General features: G+C 38.7%; 14 protein-coding genes. 5 read left to right on the top strand and 9 right to left on the bottom strand.

The window, feature by feature from the left end:
* Window positions 1-357: 357 nt before the first annotated feature.
* Together N3I35_02200 and N3I35_02195 are read right to left on the bottom strand one after the other, a co-directional pair.
* Window positions 358-2,544: a hypothetical protein gene (locus tag N3I35_02200; protein ID MCX8128895.1), complete on the bottom strand. Its 2,187-nt coding sequence runs from the start codon at window positions 2,542-2,544 to the stop codon at window positions 358-360.
* 25 nt (window positions 2,545-2,569) lie between these two features.
* Window positions 2,570-2,869, bottom strand: a complete 300-nt coding sequence (locus tag N3I35_02195) for a hypothetical protein (GenBank protein MCX8128894.1) — start codon at window positions 2,867-2,869, stop codon at window positions 2,570-2,572.
* Between the two features lie 332 nt (window positions 2,870-3,201).
* Between N3I35_02195 and N3I35_02190 the strand changes: the two genes are divergently transcribed.
* The 3 genes from N3I35_02190 to N3I35_02180 all read left to right on the top strand — a co-directional run bounded on the left by N3I35_02190 (window position 3,202) and on the right by N3I35_02180 (window position 8,696).
* Window positions 3,202-4,644 (top strand): DUF6273 domain-containing protein, encoded by a 1,443-nt coding sequence (locus N3I35_02190; GenBank protein ID MCX8128893.1) that lies wholly within the window; start codon window positions 3,202-3,204, stop codon window positions 4,642-4,644.
* 77 nt (window positions 4,645-4,721) lie between these two features.
* Entirely contained in the window at window positions 4,722-7,106 is a 2,385-nt protein-coding gene (locus N3I35_02185; GenBank protein ID MCX8128892.1) for an Ig-like domain-containing protein, read from the top strand.
* 105 nt (window positions 7,107-7,211) lie between these two features.
* Entirely contained in the window at window positions 7,212-8,696 is a 1,485-nt protein-coding gene (locus tag N3I35_02180) for a long-chain fatty acid--CoA ligase (protein ID MCX8128891.1), read from the top strand.
* 92 nt (window positions 8,697-8,788) lie between these two features.
* Here N3I35_02180 and N3I35_02175 read toward each other — a convergent pair whose 3' ends face one another.
* The 6 genes from N3I35_02175 to amrS all read right to left on the bottom strand — a co-directional run bounded on the left by N3I35_02175 (window position 8,789) and on the right by amrS (window position 16,738).
* The gene (locus tag N3I35_02175; GenBank protein MCX8128890.1) at window positions 8,789-9,268 is read right to left on the bottom strand and encodes a hypothetical protein; all 480 of its coding nucleotides are present in this window, start codon (window positions 9,266-9,268) and stop codon (window positions 8,789-8,791) included.
* Window positions 9,269-9,272: 4 nt separating this feature from the next.
* Window positions 9,273-9,764, bottom strand: a complete 492-nt coding sequence (locus N3I35_02170) for a hypothetical protein (GenBank protein MCX8128889.1) — start codon at window positions 9,762-9,764, stop codon at window positions 9,273-9,275.
* A 132-nt stretch (window positions 9,765-9,896) separates the two neighbouring features.
* The gene (locus tag N3I35_02165) at window positions 9,897-10,955 is read right to left on the bottom strand and encodes a radical SAM protein (protein MCX8128888.1); all 1,059 of its coding nucleotides are present in this window, start codon (window positions 10,953-10,955) and stop codon (window positions 9,897-9,899) included.
* A 35-nt stretch (window positions 10,956-10,990) separates the two neighbouring features.
* Window positions 10,991-15,268 carry an amino acid adenylation domain-containing protein gene (locus tag N3I35_02160; protein ID MCX8128887.1) on the bottom strand — a complete coding sequence of 1,426 codons (4,278 nt, stop codon included), beginning with the start codon at window positions 15,266-15,268 and terminating at the stop codon, window positions 10,991-10,993.
* Between the two features lie 51 nt (window positions 15,269-15,319).
* Complete coding sequence (locus tag N3I35_02155) at window positions 15,320-15,613, bottom strand: hypothetical protein (GenBank protein MCX8128886.1); 294 nt, start codon at window positions 15,611-15,613, stop codon at window positions 15,320-15,322.
* Window positions 15,614-15,628: 15 nt separating this feature from the next.
* Complete coding sequence (gene amrS / locus N3I35_02150; GenBank protein MCX8128885.1) at window positions 15,629-16,738, bottom strand: AmmeMemoRadiSam system radical SAM enzyme; 1,110 nt, start codon at window positions 16,736-16,738, stop codon at window positions 15,629-15,631.
* 302 nt (window positions 16,739-17,040) lie between these two features.
* Here amrS and N3I35_02145 point away from each other — a divergent pair, with 302 nt between their 5' ends.
* Both N3I35_02145 and N3I35_02140 read left to right on the top strand, forming a co-directional pair.
* Window positions 17,041-17,634, top strand: a complete 594-nt coding sequence (locus N3I35_02145; GenBank protein MCX8128884.1) for a TetR/AcrR family transcriptional regulator — start codon at window positions 17,041-17,043, stop codon at window positions 17,632-17,634.
* Between the two features lie 80 nt (window positions 17,635-17,714).
* Entirely contained in the window at window positions 17,715-18,425 is a 711-nt protein-coding gene (locus N3I35_02140; protein MCX8128883.1) for an MBL fold metallo-hydrolase, read from the top strand.
* Between the two features lie 147 nt (window positions 18,426-18,572).
* On the opposite strand, the gene N3I35_02135 is transcribed toward N3I35_02140, so the two are convergent.
* The gene (locus N3I35_02135) at window positions 18,573-18,713 is read right to left on the bottom strand and encodes a hypothetical protein (GenBank protein ID MCX8128882.1); all 141 of its coding nucleotides are present in this window, start codon (window positions 18,711-18,713) and stop codon (window positions 18,573-18,575) included.
* Between the last annotated feature and the right edge of the window lie 236 nt (window positions 18,714-18,949).

Here is an 18,949-nt window from a genome sequence, read left to right as displayed (position 1 = left end):
TGATTGCCGGTTCATTCATACTTGTTATTCCTCCTGTAAGATCTATTATTAATAGTTGCCATAAATCCTACAGGTTCTTCATTACCCAAACAAAGAGACTGTAGGAATTTACGTTTTTACACGTAATTTCCTACAGTCTCGCGCTATCCATGAAATTCTATTCAAGCATATAATATTAATCAATGATTTCTTGGGCAAGGGGGACACAACTCTTTATAGGAGGAAATGTCCCCATTACATTCTCACTTCATCAGATGCCCGAGAGCAGGCTTTTTAGTCCACTAGCCATTAGATCCGTCACAGCTCGGGGAAACCATTGCGGCAGTTCTAGAATCAAACATACCTGCTATAAATTTATTATAAATCATTATCTAACCCTTTTATCTCTCTGAGAACAAGCTGTTTTACGCCTCTCTTTTTCAAATCATCCAAAAGCTGATTCAGTTCTTCTTTAGCCTGATTATTATTTCCGATTTCTTCAAGCTGATTTATTCTTGTACGAACTAGTTTATGATAAGCTAAGTTGTCGGACTTCCTACCTTCATTTCTGTAAAGATCAATTGCTTGATTAGTAAGATCCAGAGCTTTTCCCGGATCACCCGAATAGACTTTGGTTAATGCACCTTCCTGTATTCTATGGAAGTCTCTTGCAAAGCCAGTGGATATAGAAGATGCAACCTTAGCTCCCAGGTAAGTACCTTTATATCTTTCTGTAGCTTCTAATAATACATCCATAGCTTTAGAAAGGTAAGGTGACTGCGAACCGTTCATGTAGAGAGCCAAACCAACATTATTATTAAAATAATCCTGGGCAAAACAATCATCATCCTTGGAAACCGGATACCCAACTCTAAATTTATGAATATTTGAAGGCACTACCAATTCGTTATCTACTAAATATAAAGCTTGTATTGCATATTCGCCTGGTGCATCAAAATAAAACCCGTTACTTCCAAACCCTAAATACACTTCCTCACTGTATCTGTCTTCACCTGCCTTGGCATGGATAGCAGACTTTAATGTTTTAACCTTAGGCGTAGCAATTTTGCAAAAAGCCGGTGAATAATCTATATACTTTCCATCCGGTTTCCTGATTGTTACAAAAACGCTCCCATACACAGGATTTAGTCTGGTGTTTAGGTCGATATCAATATCTTTCAATAGGTTTCTTATTCGGAATTCAATTGAGACAGGTTCCATAAAGCTGAAATACTCTTTTGAGCGAACATGGAACTCTACCGGTGCATCTCCTTCTATTAAAGACTCAAACTGTGCACAGTCATCCAAATGACCTCCGGATCCCCATGCATCTCCACCCATTATGACTGCATTGCGGAAACCGTGACGAATATGTATCAGTTCCTCATCATCAAACCTGAATCTAAAATCATTCCAGAAATTTGTAACATATTGGGGATAATTCATCCATGATAATGCGTTTGGACGCCCTTTGTTCCAGGAATGTAATAAATTAAAGGCATGTCCTGCTTCATGAACCCATGTGTATAAATACTGGCGGGCAGCAAAAGCTTGTGCTTGATTGGCAGGAGCATTATCTGTAAGATCATTAAACCATGAATGTTTTCTGAATACTGCAAAACCTTGACGGTCAGGCGTTTCGCCGGCACCACCGTTAGCGGCAGGAGCATCAAACATAATGCCTGCAACTGATGAACTATCAAACTTTCCTGCCAATAGACCCCACATTTTCCAACTAGGCCAGCTACCTGAATATTGGCTGAAAGATGTTTCCATTGCATCATGTAATTCACTTACTGACCAGGTTGAGAACTGAGCTGCGCTATCATTTATAACAGTATGGTTGTTAGATATTGTTATATCAACACCTGTTTCTTTATATGCCTTTTCAATTGTAAGAGTTCTTTGCGGAAGATCTGCCGGATGGATTGAATGTGAAAGTGTATCATAACTCGGTAATAGTGGTTCTGTATTTACTGACTGGCATACATCTATTTCCATTGTCATTTTGCGGAAACTGTTAGATAACCAAGGACATAGATATTTTGCTGTTCCACCACCGGAGCTAGTAAACTCAACTGTGGCTTCACCCATATCTGATGCAAAGATACTCTTTCTAGGGATAGTAACTGCTATCGTGGTTGTTGGATGTCCACTTTTTGAGTATGTAATTGTGCCGCTTATCGCTACACTAGATTTACTCCATTCTATCTGTGGTTTATCTAAAACCCATGACTCTACATATGTTTGCCAGGTAACCGGCAATTTACTAGGTATACTAATAGTTTTTGTGCTGTACAAATCTCCGCTGATTTTTTTCATAACAGGTGAATTTTTGTGTCTGGTATCTATATCCACCCTTAGTTCCAGGAGAGACTTACCTGCTAAAGGTTCAGTCATATACCCCTTATAAGTCCCACTAACAGGTTTCTTTCTATATTGTGTCGGGAAAATATCAGGAATCTCACCGGGTGAAACTTCAAATTTGTCCATAATTGGATTTTGGGCTTCAAACTCATGTGAGGTTTTAAGTTCAGCACAGTTACATTTCTGATTCTCACACATACAAATTCCTCCTAATAAAAATTATTCATAAGTACACAAATGGTTCATTTGATATTCGATGAAGTATGGTGGTATTCTTAACTGAAAAAGCAATATACTTATCGCTGTCTAACATTACCTTAAGCGACAATGACATCCCTTTATTAGGGATGCTGATTTCTATATTTGCTGAAGTTTGCTGCAGATTTATACTTACAGAGTCGGCAAATCCAAGAAGCAGTTTTGTTTTTACAGATTCCTTATCAAAAACTGTTGTACCATTAACCTTTAGAATAACCCTTTCATCAAGATATCCTTCCTCAAGCATAATTGTTAATAATTGCATATCCCCTCCTCTAAAAGAATAAATTCAATAAATTTACATATTTTATAAATATTTGTACTTGTATGTATTTTATATTATATGATAAAAAATGTAAATATGTATTTGTTTACCATGAGCTTACTTAGCTTGGTAAAACGGCTATTTTGATCTTTCCATAGCTAAATCTGACATAATATGATAAAATATACTCATCTCTGATTTTTATTCAAAGAGGAATAGCATAAAACACTATTCCTCTTTGACTCTCTTGAAAAATGACAACCATATCCTTAAATTTATCTGCTGAAGCTTCAAAAATGCTGTTTTCACCAATTTGCCAAGGAGGAATAAATATGAAAAAGGTAGTAGCATTCTTTTTAGCTGTTATTCTGGTAATTTTTGCGACCGGACTGATGGGACCATTGACGGGTGTACAAGCAGCATCCATACCAAAAGCATCTGCAACAAAAATTACTTTATATGTCGGCTATGAAAACTATACAATCAGATTGGAAAACATTACTTCCAAGGCAAAGGTCACCTATAAATCGTCTGATGAAAAAACTGCTAGCGTATCAAATAAAGGTATTATTACCCCGGTAAAAAAGGGGAATGTGAAAGTAACCATACAGATAAGCCAGGGGGGAAAAAGCTATTCATCAGTCATCTCAGTTACCATAGACAATCCTTATGTCACATTCGCTGCCAAATGTGATGCGCTTGATATCGGTCAACAATTCAATTTCCAGGGGAAGAGCTATGGGTTGAAAAATACTGATTTCATTTACAGTATCAGCGATGAGAACGTAGCTGTAATAGATTCGAAAAGCGGTTTACTGAGGGCCGTGGGCAATGGTACAGTCACGGTTACTGTTAAAGATAAAACAAGCGGAAAAGCTGGCAGCTGTCAACTGACTGTTTATACAGCTGGCAGCAAAGAAGTGATTGAAAACAAGGAGGTAATCAGCACCGAGGAAGAGGAGGATCCGGTTGCTAGGATAACCCGTGAGGGTAATCATGTGTATTTCGGAAATTATCCCCAGACCGAAATAAAAGGAAAGGCGCTTACGGATAAGATTGTCAGTGCTGAATATTTAAATGGATTTGCAACTGTAAACGGTGTAAAAATTCAGCGTATTACATATGACCAAGTTACAAATTTTGAGAAAAAAGGGTGGAAAGGATACCGTTATTTTAAAATTGAGCCAATAAAATGGCGTATTCTGGATAGCAGTGATAAAGAGCTTTTCCTACTTGCAGAGCATGCTTTGGACTGTGCGGTGTATAACGATACAAGAGGTTCCAAGGATTGTGCCTGGGAGAACAGCACTGTGCGTGGATGGCTGAATTTAGGAAAAGGCCATCTGAAGGGGAAGGAAGGTTTTTTGGCAGCTGCATTTACCAAGGCTGAACAGAATGCGATATTCAAAAAAACTATCAAGAACAATAAGAATTCTTCATATGGAACGGATGGAGGAAAAGATACTCAGGACAAAGTATTCCTCCTCTCTATAGAAGAAGCTTCCAGCAAGACCTACGGCTTTTCAACCGATAAAAACAACAAGGATGTAAAACGTATAGCCTATAATACGGATTATGCGGCAGTAATGGGGGCATTTGATGATGGCAAAGGGGCTACATGGTGGACTCTCCGTTCACCTGGCTCTGAAGGTGCAAACTGTGCCATAGTATATGGTGGAGGACGTATTGAGATGAAGGGAATGCCAAATACGGACCATAATCTTGGAATACGGCCTGCTATTCGGATTAATATGAGTATTGTTGTTGAAAAATAAAATCAACCGCCTACGTGCATGAAATTTCCAAACTAAATGTAGAAGATTTCAATAATAGAAACCAGGAGGCATAATTTATGAAAAGGCTACTCTCGATATTGCTCATATTATTTGTTCTCATGCCTTACACTACGGCTTCTTCTGCCGGTGATACGAAAGCACCTGTGGCAACCAGCTGTTTTCCCAATGATAAGCAGACAAAAGTTGATACCGGGTCAATCATCAGTGTAGCTTTCAGTGAGGCAATAAATAAGGGGAAAAATTTTTCCGGAATAATATTATCGGACCAAAAAAAGAAACAGATCAAAATAATATCATCTATTCAAAAAAATAAGCTGACAGTAAAACCCTCATCCAGGTTGAACAACAATACAAGGTATGTAGTTACTATACCTACCGATGCAATAGTAGATTATGCCGGAAACAGGATGAGTAAGACTCTGTCCTTTTCCTTCACAACCATACAGAGTGATAATACAGGTAATTCTGCCGCTGCTTCACGTGCTTATAGCACAGAGTTCCCGCAACCGGATGCTTCAGTTTACCCTAGTCCTTTTGAGGCAGACTATCTTCCTGCAATGGATAATCCTGAAGTTGTTGCTGATTTTGCAGATATTGAAGTGACTGCCGGCAAAGGACCTGTAATTTTCCTATATCCATATGAGCAATTTGTAGCGAGGACGCTGATTGTCCGTAACAAGGGTACAAGCGATGCAGTTGTGGAGTATGATGCCAGTATTGATATCCCCAACTATGAGGCTCAATTATTCATAAACCATCCACAACCCTCTGTACTTTATCTTAAGCCAGGTGAAAGTATGCCCATAAGGTTGATTTACACCATGCAGACAGGTGGACCAAGTGTTCCGGAATGGAATAAAGGGGATAAAATATCTGCTCCAATGAAGATTGAGTTGGATATAAGAAAAGAGAAAGCAATGAGTGCCGAAAAGAAGCAGGTAGTTCTTTCAAATATTGTTGAAGTGGCAAGCCGTGGCGGCAGGGATTTTAGAGAATATGAAACCAACGCTGAAATTTACGGTAAGGTCATTGATGCATCCAGTGGAAAGGCTATTCCAAATGTCAATGTGAGAGTGGATGCAGGAACCTCCCGGGTGGATGTAAGGTCGGATTCACAAGGGAAATTTAGAGTACCTGTTTATGCATTCAGATATAGCAGCAAAAATTTCTGGAGAGAATTTGCCATCAGTGTCAATCCGGGTGGACCAAATATAGTAAAGGGTTCATTGGGTGAGGCACGTGCTGTTGTTGCTCCTAAAAAAGGAGAGAAAGTCAATGTGACACTTGCACTTAAAACACTAAAAGAAATTGCTGATTACAGTGTTGAAAAGGTAATAGATATCGGCTTGCAGGGATATTCATGGGATTCAACTGCCGACGGTAGTATTATGGCGACGGTTCCGTTCCATACTGCCATGAGACCGGCAGATCTTTATGAAAAATGCTTTCTGACAGTCTTTAATTGTGATGGGAAGCTCCTCTGGAAATATCAGATTTATGGAGAGACTCCGACTGTAGATGTCTCAAAGGATGGGTCTCTTATAGCAACCACCCGGCAATCAAAACCCAAAGAGGGGCAGCCTTACTCTGCAGGGGGAGTTCCGGTGGTACTTGATAAAAACGGTAAGGTTATAAGGGAATTTCCTCTTCAGAAAACCGAATACTGGTGGGGAATAAGTGCTGATAATGTTATGGAGGTACAGATTTCAGACGATAATAAGTATCTTGCTGCAGGGGACTCTATGGGAGGAGTTTTCCTCTATGAGATAGAAACAGGACATCTTGTGTGGAAGGCATTTACTAACGGTCAGGTGCGCAAGATGCTGTTTGATTCTGTAAATAACAAGCTTGTGCTGTATTCAAGTAGTGGCGATGGTTATCTTAGGGCATTTGACGTTGATGGGAATCTTCTCTGGAAGACTTACACCGACTCGTGGGCAACAGATATGGAAATGTCAAAAGAGACATTGATTATTACAACTAAGTGCAACAGAAGCGCAATACACCTTATTGATAAGAGCAATGGGAAGTATATATGGTCCTACCCTGTAGAAAACAGAGGGTCAGGAGTTCATATTTCTCCGGATGGAAGTTTCATTTGGTATGGACATAATGTCGGTGGTGGAAGTGTGGGACTACGAAGTGCCGTATTCAATGCAAAAGGTGCACCGTTATTTGATATGGACGGTATAGGGCAAGCCGCTGCCATAACAGCAGACAGTCAGTACATAGCGGTAACAGATGATCATAATGTGGCACTATATGACCGCTATGGACAGCGTTTATGGAGTAAACAGATTGCAGATAAGGGTCATGGTGGGTCTATGAATCACCTGCTATGGATTTCTCCCGATGGTAAGCGGATTGTGGCAGGACTTAACAATAATCCTAATGAAACCTATGCTGGACAGATATATTTCTTAAAGGGCGGAATAAAATAAATGAACATGCTAAACTCCCATATGTTCATAATTGATGAGATATAGTATAATTTCATATATAATGTTTGTATATATATGGAAAAAATATTTATTTGGGGGTAAAGTATGGTAGGTTCCATTTACAAAAATACTTATAAGGACGATTCCATTGCCTTAAAATTTAAAGGGAATGATGTCACTTACGGGCAGCTTGATAAAACAGCAGCAAGATATGCAAACTATTTTAAGGAGCTGGGAGTTAGAACCGGTGAACGTATTGTGCTGAGCTGTCTAAATTCGCCTGAATTCATATACTCGTATTTAGGAGTTGTTAAAACCGGTGCGATTATTATCCCAATCAACTTCATGCTTACTATGGAAGAGATAGCTTATATTATAAAGGACTCTGAAGCAAAATATATGATTATTCACCCTGTGATCCTTCAAAAAGCAAAGTTATCGAAGGAATCCATCCAAAATGCACTTGGCATAAAGGTTATCGTACTTGATGAGGAATTTCAAAACGGTGTTTGCGGAATGCCTGAAGAAAGAACTGAAGACTTTTCGGACAATGATGCACTGTCTACATTCCTATATACTTCCGGCACTACCGGAAAGCAAAAGGCAGCAATGCTTACTCATAAAAACCTTATAATAAACGCAGAACAGTGTGGACAAGCGCTCAATAGCAGCACAGAAGACAACTATATGTGCGTACTGCCTATGTTTCATGTGTTTGCATTTACCGCATGTGTGCTAATGCCGCTTTGGTCGGGTTCAACAATTACTATATTGGAAAGCTTTCAACCAAAAGAAGTAGTTGAATCATTGGTAAGAGATAATATTACTGTATTCATGGGGGTTCCCTCCATGTATGTCGTTTTACTGGAAGCCGGGAAGAGGAATCTTACTTTCCCCAAATTACGTCTGGCTATTTCAGGGGGAGCTGCGCTGCCCGTGGAAATATTCAGAGAAGCTAAGAAAGTTCTGAAACTTCCTATTGTAGAGGGATATGGCCTTACGGAGGCTTCCCCCGCAGTGTGCTTCAATCCGCTGGAAGGGGTGCAGAAAGAAGCTTCCGTCGGGTTGCCCCTCCATAATGTTGAATGCAGAATTGTAGATGAGAATGACATGGAGTTACCTTCAGGCGAAGTAGGAGAACTTATCGTCAAGGGTGGCAATGTTATGCAGGGATATTTTAAAAAAGATGAAGAGACAAGGAATGCTTTGAAAAATGGCTGGCTTCATACGGGAGACTTGGCAAAGAAGGATGAGGATGGTTATATTTACATTGTTGACCGGAAAAAGGACATGGTCATCGTTGGGGGATTGAATGTATACCCAAGGGAGGTTGAGGAAGTAATCTACCAGTATTCCAAGGTGAAAGAAGCAGCAGTCATTGGAGTTGAAGATAAGCTAAGAGGTGAATATGTAAAAGCTTTTGTTGTTCTAAAAGAGGGGGAAGAATGTAATTCCAAGGAACTACTCAAGCATTTGAAAGAACGCCTTGCTGTTTATAAGCTGCCGCGTGAAATTGAATTTGTTTCAAACCTTCCCAAAAACAGCACCGGTAAGATACTGAAGCGTATGCTTAAGGAGCAGCAAGGATAGGATGTTGTATCATGATATATAAATATGCTGGAACGAATGTCTTATTTATGTAATAAGGGGGTTCATAAGATAAAGGGTGAAGCAGCCGAATATTATATAGAGAATATACCTTTTATCTTATAGAACCATTTGTATATTGTCTTTACTGCATAGAACAATAATGACATGCTGATCCATGTCCAATACCATTTCCATGAATGATACTCAATTATTAACGTGTATTTTTCCAGTAAAAGCTCTACTGCTGTGAAGGCGGTGCTGAAAGCAATATAGTATGCTATTCTTGTCCGCAAAGCTTTGTTGTACGGGAAATACAGGATAAAAAATATGGTAAGAACGGGGAGCACAAAATATTCAAACATAAAGCTTGTAGCATTAGCCTTTGAGAACTCCCTTACAGGATAATCAAGCAGCGAAAGCTCGACAACAATTAGTCCCAGAATCCATGAAAAGAACTGTGTCAGCAGAAAAATAAATGAAGCTTTAGCTGCTTTGCTCCGGGGAATAAACAATATGGAAATGCAGCTTGCTATACCTGCAGTTATAAGAATGATTTTTTCTAAATAAAACATAAATTTATTCTGTTACCAGCACTTTCGTTTTTTTAGTAAACCATGATATGTAAATATTACATATAATAAAATAAGCAATAAATTCGATGTATAACCGAATGATATGAGAGCTAAATGTCCCTTTTATGAAATTTTCCAGTTGTGTATAGGTACTGATAAAATAAATAAACCATACCATTAAGGAAATAAAAATAAAGCTGTTAATAACCTTGTGTATTATGGATACCATGTTCTGAGAGATAAGAACAGACCAGACAAACAAGGCAGGTAAGAATATGTAATTGACTAAAAATCCTACGTTTGTAGCCCGTGGAAACTCCCGTACAGGGAACTCAATAGAGCCGGTCTGTACCAAAAAAATAATTGTAATCCACGATAGAGCCTGAAATGAAAGAAAGCTTATGAATGACAGCCTGTATTTGTCTTTTGGGATGTAAAAAACAGAGGCAATTGAGATAGTGGTGATTGCAGCTAAAATAAAACGTTCTACTGTCATAGATATACTCCTCTAAAATAGTGTTCTACTATTAGTATCTTACATTTATATAGCTGTTATTAGCATTTTGAATGAATACTTGAGTATATATGAATACTGACTTTATTTGCTGGATGCCGCGGCTTATCACCACTAGTATTTCATTTGCTTACACATTTCTGGAACAAGGCCTAACGTTTTGTTGTATACAATAGGGCAGGCTTTACAGTACTCGAGCTTATCTCTTCTGAAGGCTTCATAGGCATCACCCGTCCAAATATCCGCAAGGGATTTAGACTTAAAATTTCCTGCAATTTTCCCTTCACTGATTTCCATCATGCAACACGGCAGAATACTTCCGTCAGGTTCTAAAAGTGCCCAGTAATCTGGAATGTTGCAAGCTCTTTTCGCTGCTTCTGCTTCACTCCAATAGATACCTTCGGCATAGTTTTCAATAGTGTTGTATTCTTTGCTGAAAAAGCTGTGAAGCACCTCTTCGGCGTTCTCGACCACCAGATTTCCTGTTCCGGATTTGTTCAGCACTTTCAGTACTTCCGGTATGATCCTATTCCTGAATTCCTCAATCTGTTGCGTTGAAAGCAGAAATAAATTCCCTATATCCCCATATACATTCATTAAGTATATGGAGTCTACTCTTTTTCTCAGGGCCAGATCAACCAGCTCCGGAATATCCATATAGTTATGCCGGGTTATTACAGTATTGAGCTGAACTATAAATTTAGAAAATGAGGGGTTTGATCTTTTCATACCAGTAAGGATATCAATTGTATTAACGGAATTTTCCCATGCATTGTCTATTCCCCTGAGATGATTGTGTTTTTCCGCATAGGGAGAATCCAAAGATATGTGCATGGAATTTAAGCCGGCAGTCAGAAGGTCATATGCGTACTGTTCAGTGAGATTATGTCCTGAGGAATTAATATATACGGAGACGCCTTCAAATGAACCTGCATACTTTACCAGTTCTCTAAGATGAGGATAAAGCAGGGGGTCTCCTCCGCTGATCAGGCATTCTTCCATTCCTAAAAAATAAGCTTCCTTAATAAATCTTTCAGCCATTTCCAAAGGCATCTGTGATGCATCATTTTTATTAACCAAATCCCTGTAATAGTTTTGCCGGGGTTCACAATGCCTGCAACGGTGAAAACACTGAAGTGCAGGTTTTATGAGTATTTTTGTTAGCTTTGGCACTAGCTACAGCTCCTTTCCGGATTTTTTATATGTTTTTATTCTGTATATGAAAGTACCCTGCTAAGGTATTCTGTATCTATACATGGCCATTCAAAACCGACATGTCTAAGGTACTCGATGGTCCTCAAATTCTCTATCTGAAGCCACTGTGGGTGAAACGGGTTAGCTGAGCTGCCTGCATAATTTACAAGCCACATGACCGGACTATCCTTGTCACTGCCGTTCACAATTTCCTTTGCTCTTTCTATAAAACTCTTATAAGGCACAGGTGTTATGTGTGTGCCGAGCTTTCCGAATTCTTTCAGAATATTTTTCATAGATGTAAAGTTCGGATTATATACATGAAATGCTTGTCCATAAGCAGATTCATTAGTTATAACAGACATAACTGCTTTACTGCACAAGTCTGTTGGTGTCACCTCAATACCCCAGTCAAGCCATTCATCCGGAACAATCCCCATTTGTCTGATTGCACCCATTACCCTGCAAAATGCATTCTCTTTCCAATTTGTTTGGAAGACCCCGTCTGAATACCTGCACATCAGATTACCAAGCCTTAAAATAGACACTTTGGCTTTGTTGGCAGCGATTGCTTCTATTGCAGTATTTTCTGCCTCATATTTACTCAGCATATACCAGTTCCGGTCAAATTCCTGTCCCAGGAAAAAGTCAGATTCATCAAATTTTTTATTATTTCCTGAATAATCTCCCATAATACTTATGGTTGAAGCATATGCAAGGTGAATATCATACTTTGCTGCAATATCGACAAGCCTTTTAGTCCCATCTATATTTATCCGCTGAAAATCCGAGTAATTGCCGAAATGCTTGACCAGTGCCCCTGCATGGATGATTAGATCTATTTCACCCATAAGCTTTTCAAAATATCCGTCAGGCAACCCCAGGTTGTGTTCGCAGAAATCACCTTTAATAATATTTACATTTCTCTCAATTAGATAATCATACCTAGTTCCAAAATATGAATGCATAATACTGCAAAGTCTGGCTTTACAGTTTTCTTCACTTTCTCCCCGTATCAATATATAGGCTGTTAGAGAGCTGTTATTTAATATTTCTTCCAGGATGTGACTTCCCAGAAATCCGGTCCCACCTGTTAAGAGAATGTTCCTGGGTGTAAATCCTTTATCATCACCCGGCATAGACCACTCTCCTGTCTGCACCTTAGGATAGCTCTTGGATACTTCTAGCTGACAAGTTGAATCAGACTCCAGCCTTGCAGCAATTCCTCGTGGTGTCCTTCCTTCAAAAATATCATTGATAGTTATATTGATACCGTCTTTATTAATATTTGCACACAGCTTCATCGCAGCAATAGAGTGTCCCCCATAGCTGAAGAAATCATTATCTGAATGGATATATTCAACTCCAAGGCAAGCAGCAAAGGCTTTGCAAAGTTTTTCCTCCAGTTCACTGATCTCCTCGCTTACGCCCTCATTAACCAGCATGGAGCGATCAAATGCGGGTATAGCATTATAATCAATTTTACCGTTTGGCATCAAAGGGAGTGAAGAGAACTGTGCAAAATATGTTGGTATCATATAGTGGGGTAATTTCTGGCTGGCATATGTCCTTAAGGCATCATTATTGACAGGTTCATCTGCATCGAAATACGCTATAAGGTATTCCTGAATAGATTCATCTCTTTGCATTACTACCGCACAGTTTTTAATACCAGGAAATTTCAGAATACAATTTTCTATTTCTGGCAATTCCACCCGGAAGCCTCTGACCTTTACCATCCTGTCTACTCTTCCTAAAAACTCAACTGTCCCATCTGGCAGCCATCTTCCTACATCGCCTGTTTTGTACATTCTTGATCCCTTATAATATGGATCATCCATAAATTTTTCATCTGTAAGTTTGGAATCCTTTAAATATCCGCGGGTTACACCATCCCCCGCTATATAGATTTCACCGGGAACTCCGATAGGCTGTAATTTCATCCATTCGTTAAGTATGTAAATTCTTTCGTTGAAAAGGGGCTTTCCGATAGGAACTGTCTCTGCAAAGCGGTTCTTCCTGCAAATATACTCTGTAGAATATATGGTCGTTTCAGTCGGACCGTATGTATTTATTACCGCGTCAGCCTTATCCTTCCAAAGATCAACAAGATACTCAGGTAAAGAAGCCCCCCCGGTAATAAGCAGCCGAAGGGAATTTACATTCTGGGGATTGATATTAGCCAGATAATTTGGGATTTGCAGGGTTACTGAAATTACCTTATTATTAAGAAATTCTTCGAACTTGCGAAAATCGTATATTTCTTCCCTTGTCGGAATTACCACTGTAGCTCCTGTCAAAATACTCATAAATATCTCATAGGTTGACGCATCAAACGAGAGGGAACCTATTTGTGCAACTCTGTCTTTTTTTCTGATTTTGAGCCCTTTCTCGAACCATTTTCCCATATTGGCCATACCCTTATGAGTAAGCATAACGCCCTTAGGTACCCCTGTAGAACCGGAGGTATAATGAACAGAAAACAGATTTTCACTGCTGTATGTTTTCTCCAGATTGCTTTCACTACTGCAATGATTTATATGATCCTCGATAAATATCCATTTCCCTTTAAAATCAACCTTCTGAACCAAGTCTTTCTGTGTTAATAAAATCCCGATTTCACTATGGCCGATAATATATTGATTCCGGGAGGCCGGGTACTGCGGGTCAATCGGAACGTATGCTCCTCCTGCTTTTAGTATACCTAAGACACCTGTAATCATTTCGATGCTGGGATCAATCATTATGCCCACTAGTTTATCAGGACCGATTCCGTACTCTCGCAATACTTTCCCTAGATTATTGGCTCTATTGTTCAATTCGGCATATGAAATTGACTTATCACCAAATTCAATAGCTATTTTTCTGGGATCGCTTTTGACTTTCTTCTCAAAAAGGTCGACAACAGTGGTGTTTTTGCCGATATTAAGGCTATAGGAATTAAACTCATTGATTATTTTTTCTGTTTCTGTCTTCGAAATAAACTCTACTTCACCTATTGCTTCCGCAGTTTTGGCTATAGTTTCTTCTAATATCTGTATTATATGCTCCGTAAGATTTTCTGCCTGAAAAGCCTTATCATACATATCCTTTTGGCAGCTGAACTCAATTTTCACGCTGCCGTCCTTAATCATCTTCTTGATATATACACTCGCCGGAAATCTTTCATAACCGTTGTGCAGCATAGTAATATCGGCAGAACAACTCTTCAGGTCGATTCTATCATCTAACTGGATATACGAAAGGGTGAAGTCAAAAATATTATTTCCACTGTCCCGGAGGACAGGTGCTGAATTCAGGATTTCGCCGAATGGCAGCCGATAGTGCCTGTAAGCTTGTCTGAGCTTGCCTTTAACCTCTGTTACCAGGTTTTCGAAAGGTTTGTCCATATCCACATCGATAACCAGGGGTAAAGCGTTGGCATATAAGCCTAGTGTCTGTCTTTCCTTATGGTTGGTTCTGTTCAGAACAGGCATACCAACCACTAATTGATGCTTGTTCAGCAGCTTTGCAAAATAAAGGCACATCAAACTAAGGAAAAATTGATATTCCGAACATTCAAGCTGATTGGTCAGCTCAGTTATTCTTCCAATTCTGGTTTTGGGAATTTTACATCCTACTATAGTACTTTTCTTAGAAGAATTTTGAGCATACTTAATAATACCTGGGTATATTTGCTCTGACCCTTTACTCCTATTAATGAAATTTCCCCAAAATCTGATATCGTTTATATAGTCCTCAGATTGTAAATAATTTTGTTCTCTGCTTATCAGTTCAAGGTATGAGTAAGCTTCTCCATGCACCTCTGGGGTTTTATTGTAATACTCACACAGCTTTCTGTAGAAAAGTGAAAAACTCCATCCATCCATTACAATATGATGAGATTTTATAAAGACATGGACCAAATCTGAACGGACCTTTATAATAGCTAATTCATAAGCATATTTCCCATTTAGGAGGTCAAATGTACTGCAAAATCTCCTTTTCATCCAGCGGAGCGACAGCAGGTGTGCATCTTTCATTCTGGAGTAGTCACGCATTATGATAGGCATTATGATGTCATCCGTTATGCGCTGTACTACTTCTCCGCCCTTTAGGGTATATGTTATCCTCAGGGAATCGTTATTTATAATTAATTTTCTTAAAGCGTCCCTCAATAAGGCAATATCGACACTTCCTCTGAATTCAAAATATCCCCCTATGTTAAAAAGAGGCAAATCAGGATACATATACTGCTGCAGCCATATATCTTTTTGGTAGCCAGTAAGTGGGTATTCACGCCCGTTACACATTTTAGCACCTCTTGAGAATTTATAAATCAAATAAGCATTTTTCTAGGTTTTCTAACCTGCAAAAAAGGATTCGGTAGGGTAGTATGCCCTATCGTCAACTTTGAATGCTTCAAGAACTACACCCTCAGGGTAGTTTATCACCACTGTTTTTTCCTTGGGATGAGATCTGGAAACAATAAACCTGTAGCTTTTTTCTTCACGCTTAATATCAATAACTTCCGATCTCGGTTTTCCGCCCTCATACTCTCTTGTTACAGTTGCCTGAAACGGCATGCAGGTATTATTATTCAACTGAATATGGAGAAGAAAAAACTCGCTGTTCCAAATATGTTCAAATTTCTTCATAACTGCTTCCCCTTTCTACTTCAAAACAATTTCCTCGTCAGCATAATCTACTTCCTTTATTGTCGTTTGGAAGCCACAATTATTACATTTACCGTCTTTTGAGAGAGAATCCTTGATATATGTAAATAATCCATACCTTTCTATCAGCAATTGCTTGCACTGGGGACAATATGAATTCAATGCGTCTCCTTCAAAAGCATTGCCGATATAAGCGTATTTCAAGCCGCGTTCCAAAGCTCTGTTTCTGGCAGAGACAACATCTCCAACTGGCGTTTTTTCATATTGCATGTATTTATAGTCAGGATGGAATCTGGTAAAATGTATCGGCGTGTCCGGAGACAACTCATTCAGAATAAAATCTATCATTTTGTCATAGTTTTCATTAGTATTAGTCAAACCTGTGACAACCAGGTTGCTTATTTCATAATGTATACCCTTGCTGTGAACCAGTTTTGCATTGTCAAGGACAGGTTGCAGCCAGCCTTTGGTAAATTTCTTGTAATACCCTTCATCCATAGCCTTTATAGAAATAGCAAATATATCAATTACCTCACATAACTGTTCAACAGCTTCCTGTGTTAAGAAAAATGCGGACTTGAAGAGATTTTTCAATCCGTGCTTCTTTGCCTCTCTGGCCGTATCTATTACAAATTCAAACCATACAGCAGGGTCATTGTAAGTCCATGATAGTATTTCTATATTATTGGAAAGTGCCATTTCGATAACATTGTCGATGGTATATTCATGGATATGTTCCGGACTGGTGTATTGGAATTGGGAATACATCCAGTTCTGGCAGTAATCACAATCAAGGTTGCATCCGAAGTTTCCCAGGGACAATATTTTACTGCCCGGCTTATAGTGGAATAATGCTTCTGTTTCAATCCTTTCAATTGTTACATGCGTAGCTTTTCCATAAGACAAGGCATACAGTGTTCCGCCAATATTTTTCCTGACCTTGCAAAAACCTGTGCTGTTTTCTCCTATAGTACAACGGCGCGGGCATAATCCGCACTGTACTCTGTTATTTTCCAATTTGCTGTACAGATAGGCCTCTTTTCTCGTATCATTCCATTCCAAATGCAAATTATGCTTTTTTACGTCCTCTGAATAAGCATTACTCATAAAAAGCCCTCCTCAATATGTTTTTTATATTTCTTATATCTCCGTATTAATATCTACACCAAAGAACTCAAAACAGGGATCCGGTAATAAAAAGTGACTGATATGTCTCTTAATTACCATAAATTTACAGCTATTTCATACAGCTATGTTAACAGAATAATACAAATAAGTCAATATATTACAAAAAGAATACGGTAAGTGTCGAAACTATAACTCATTAATAGTTACTAGTTGTTGACGTTTAGTATATAAAATGATAATATAAAACTGAACGTTCAGTACTAAAATCGGAGGCGGGATAAATGAATCATGTGAATGCACGTGAAAGGATACTGCAGGCTGCAGTAAAGATATTTGCAGAAAAGAGCTTTGAAGGTTCACGGATTGATGAGATTTCGCGCATGGCAAATGTGCCGAAATCCCTTATTTACTATCACTTTAAAAGCAAAGATGAAATTCTGGAAGTGCTGACAACTAATTTTATTAATGAATATTCTGATTTGATTTCTGCAAAGCCGGGACAGACGCATCAGGAAAAGGCACAGGAACTTCCTGAACGGATGAAAAATGTGTACTATGAATTCGGGCAGAGAAATGCTGATCTGGTAAGAGTAATTCTAATTGATTCACTTAAGAAAACTAAAGAACAGCCGATTCTTTATAAGGTTGTAGATGCTATAATTGCTAAAGAGATGGAAGGGAATATAGATGAGGGCTACAATGTGCAAGAGAGGAGAATAGCAGAATTTTTCACCAGCTTTATGCCAAATTATGCCTATGTCTGCTTTGCTGAATCATGGACCAGATATTTCAATGTTGAAAGAAGAGAATTTGATAAATTGTTTATGAAAGTATATGAGGAGACTCATGGTGCATACCACAAAAATCATAAGTAATAAATCTGTAAAGGAAGTAAATAAGGCTGACAGAACATCATTCATACATAGGTTGACGAATTTGATTGGAGGTAATGATTATGAAGCAGGAAATTATAAGAATTGATTTGCAGGGTGTAAACTGTTATCTTGGAAAGTCTGGCGATAGTTTCATTTTATTTGATACCGGCGGGCATACAATAATTGATAAGCAATTTACTGATAGGCGTGAAAGCCTGGAAAAAGAGCTTGAAAAAGCTGGGTGCAAGCCCGGGAATCTGAAACTGGTAGTACTGACCCATGGAGATAATGACCATGCTGCAAATGCTGCTTATATCAGGGAGAAGTATAAAGCAAAAATAGCAATGCATCCATATGACCTGGAATTAGTTGAGAACCCGGACATCGAAAAAGTAATGGGGAGCTTCCGCTACAAATCTTTAATACATAAATTGATTTTTCTGTTTATGAAAAGAATTATTAGGAAGATTTCTATCAAGACTCTGGATGATTTTACGAAATTCAGACCGGATATTTTAGTAGATGAAGGCTATAGTTTAGCAGAACATGGATTTGAAGCGGTTATTGTACATACTCCCGGACATACTGCAGGTTCGATAGGGATTATTTCGGCAGAGGGCGATTTAGTTGCCGGGGATATGTTTACGAATATAAAAAAGCCTGATACTGCACCTAATGCTTACGATTTCAAATCGATGGAGATTAGTGTAGACAGATTGAGAAATATGAACATAAGAACCGTTTATCCCGGTCATGGAGAGCCCTTTGAAGCCAAACAGCTAGTGCAATAACTACGGATTGGGGAAAAAGCAAGGATCAGCTACATTGTATTAACGGAAAATGTGGATAATCCTTGCTTTTTTTTCAGCTATAAATAGAAAGGTATAAAAATACTGCTGCACAGATATCAGCACAACGGGTTAATACGGCTGGTTAGGTCATTCTTTGAATTTATTGCCTTTTTTCTTCTCCATCGTTTCCTTAAAAGGCTCTTTGTCTTTTCCTATCTGATCGTTATAAAAAGCCGGGTCACCTACAGCTTCTTTGACTAAATCTTTATCTCTTTTTTTCTCCTTCAATGGGAATTCCTCCTTTACTTGGAATTTATATAATTTCCGGTACTGGATTGCTTGACAGATTCTGTAAATATCAGGTTTGAACATTACTTTTATACTTGTTGACAATTGTTATGTCAATATGATAATGTTTGCTTTAGAGTGCTTGTTTATGCATAAACTCATATGGAGAATATTGTAAAACAGGCTTTGGCGCTAAATATTCTTAAGTGCCATTAATGCAATACTGCTCTGCCAGA

This window comes from Clostridia bacterium, assembly GCA_026414765.1.
In the GTDB taxonomy this organism is placed as follows: Bacteria; Bacillota; Clostridia; order Acetivibrionales; family DSM-27016; genus SKW86.
The sequence above is the reverse complement of the archived record's forward strand: the minus strand, read 5'-3'. Positions and strand labels throughout refer to the sequence as shown.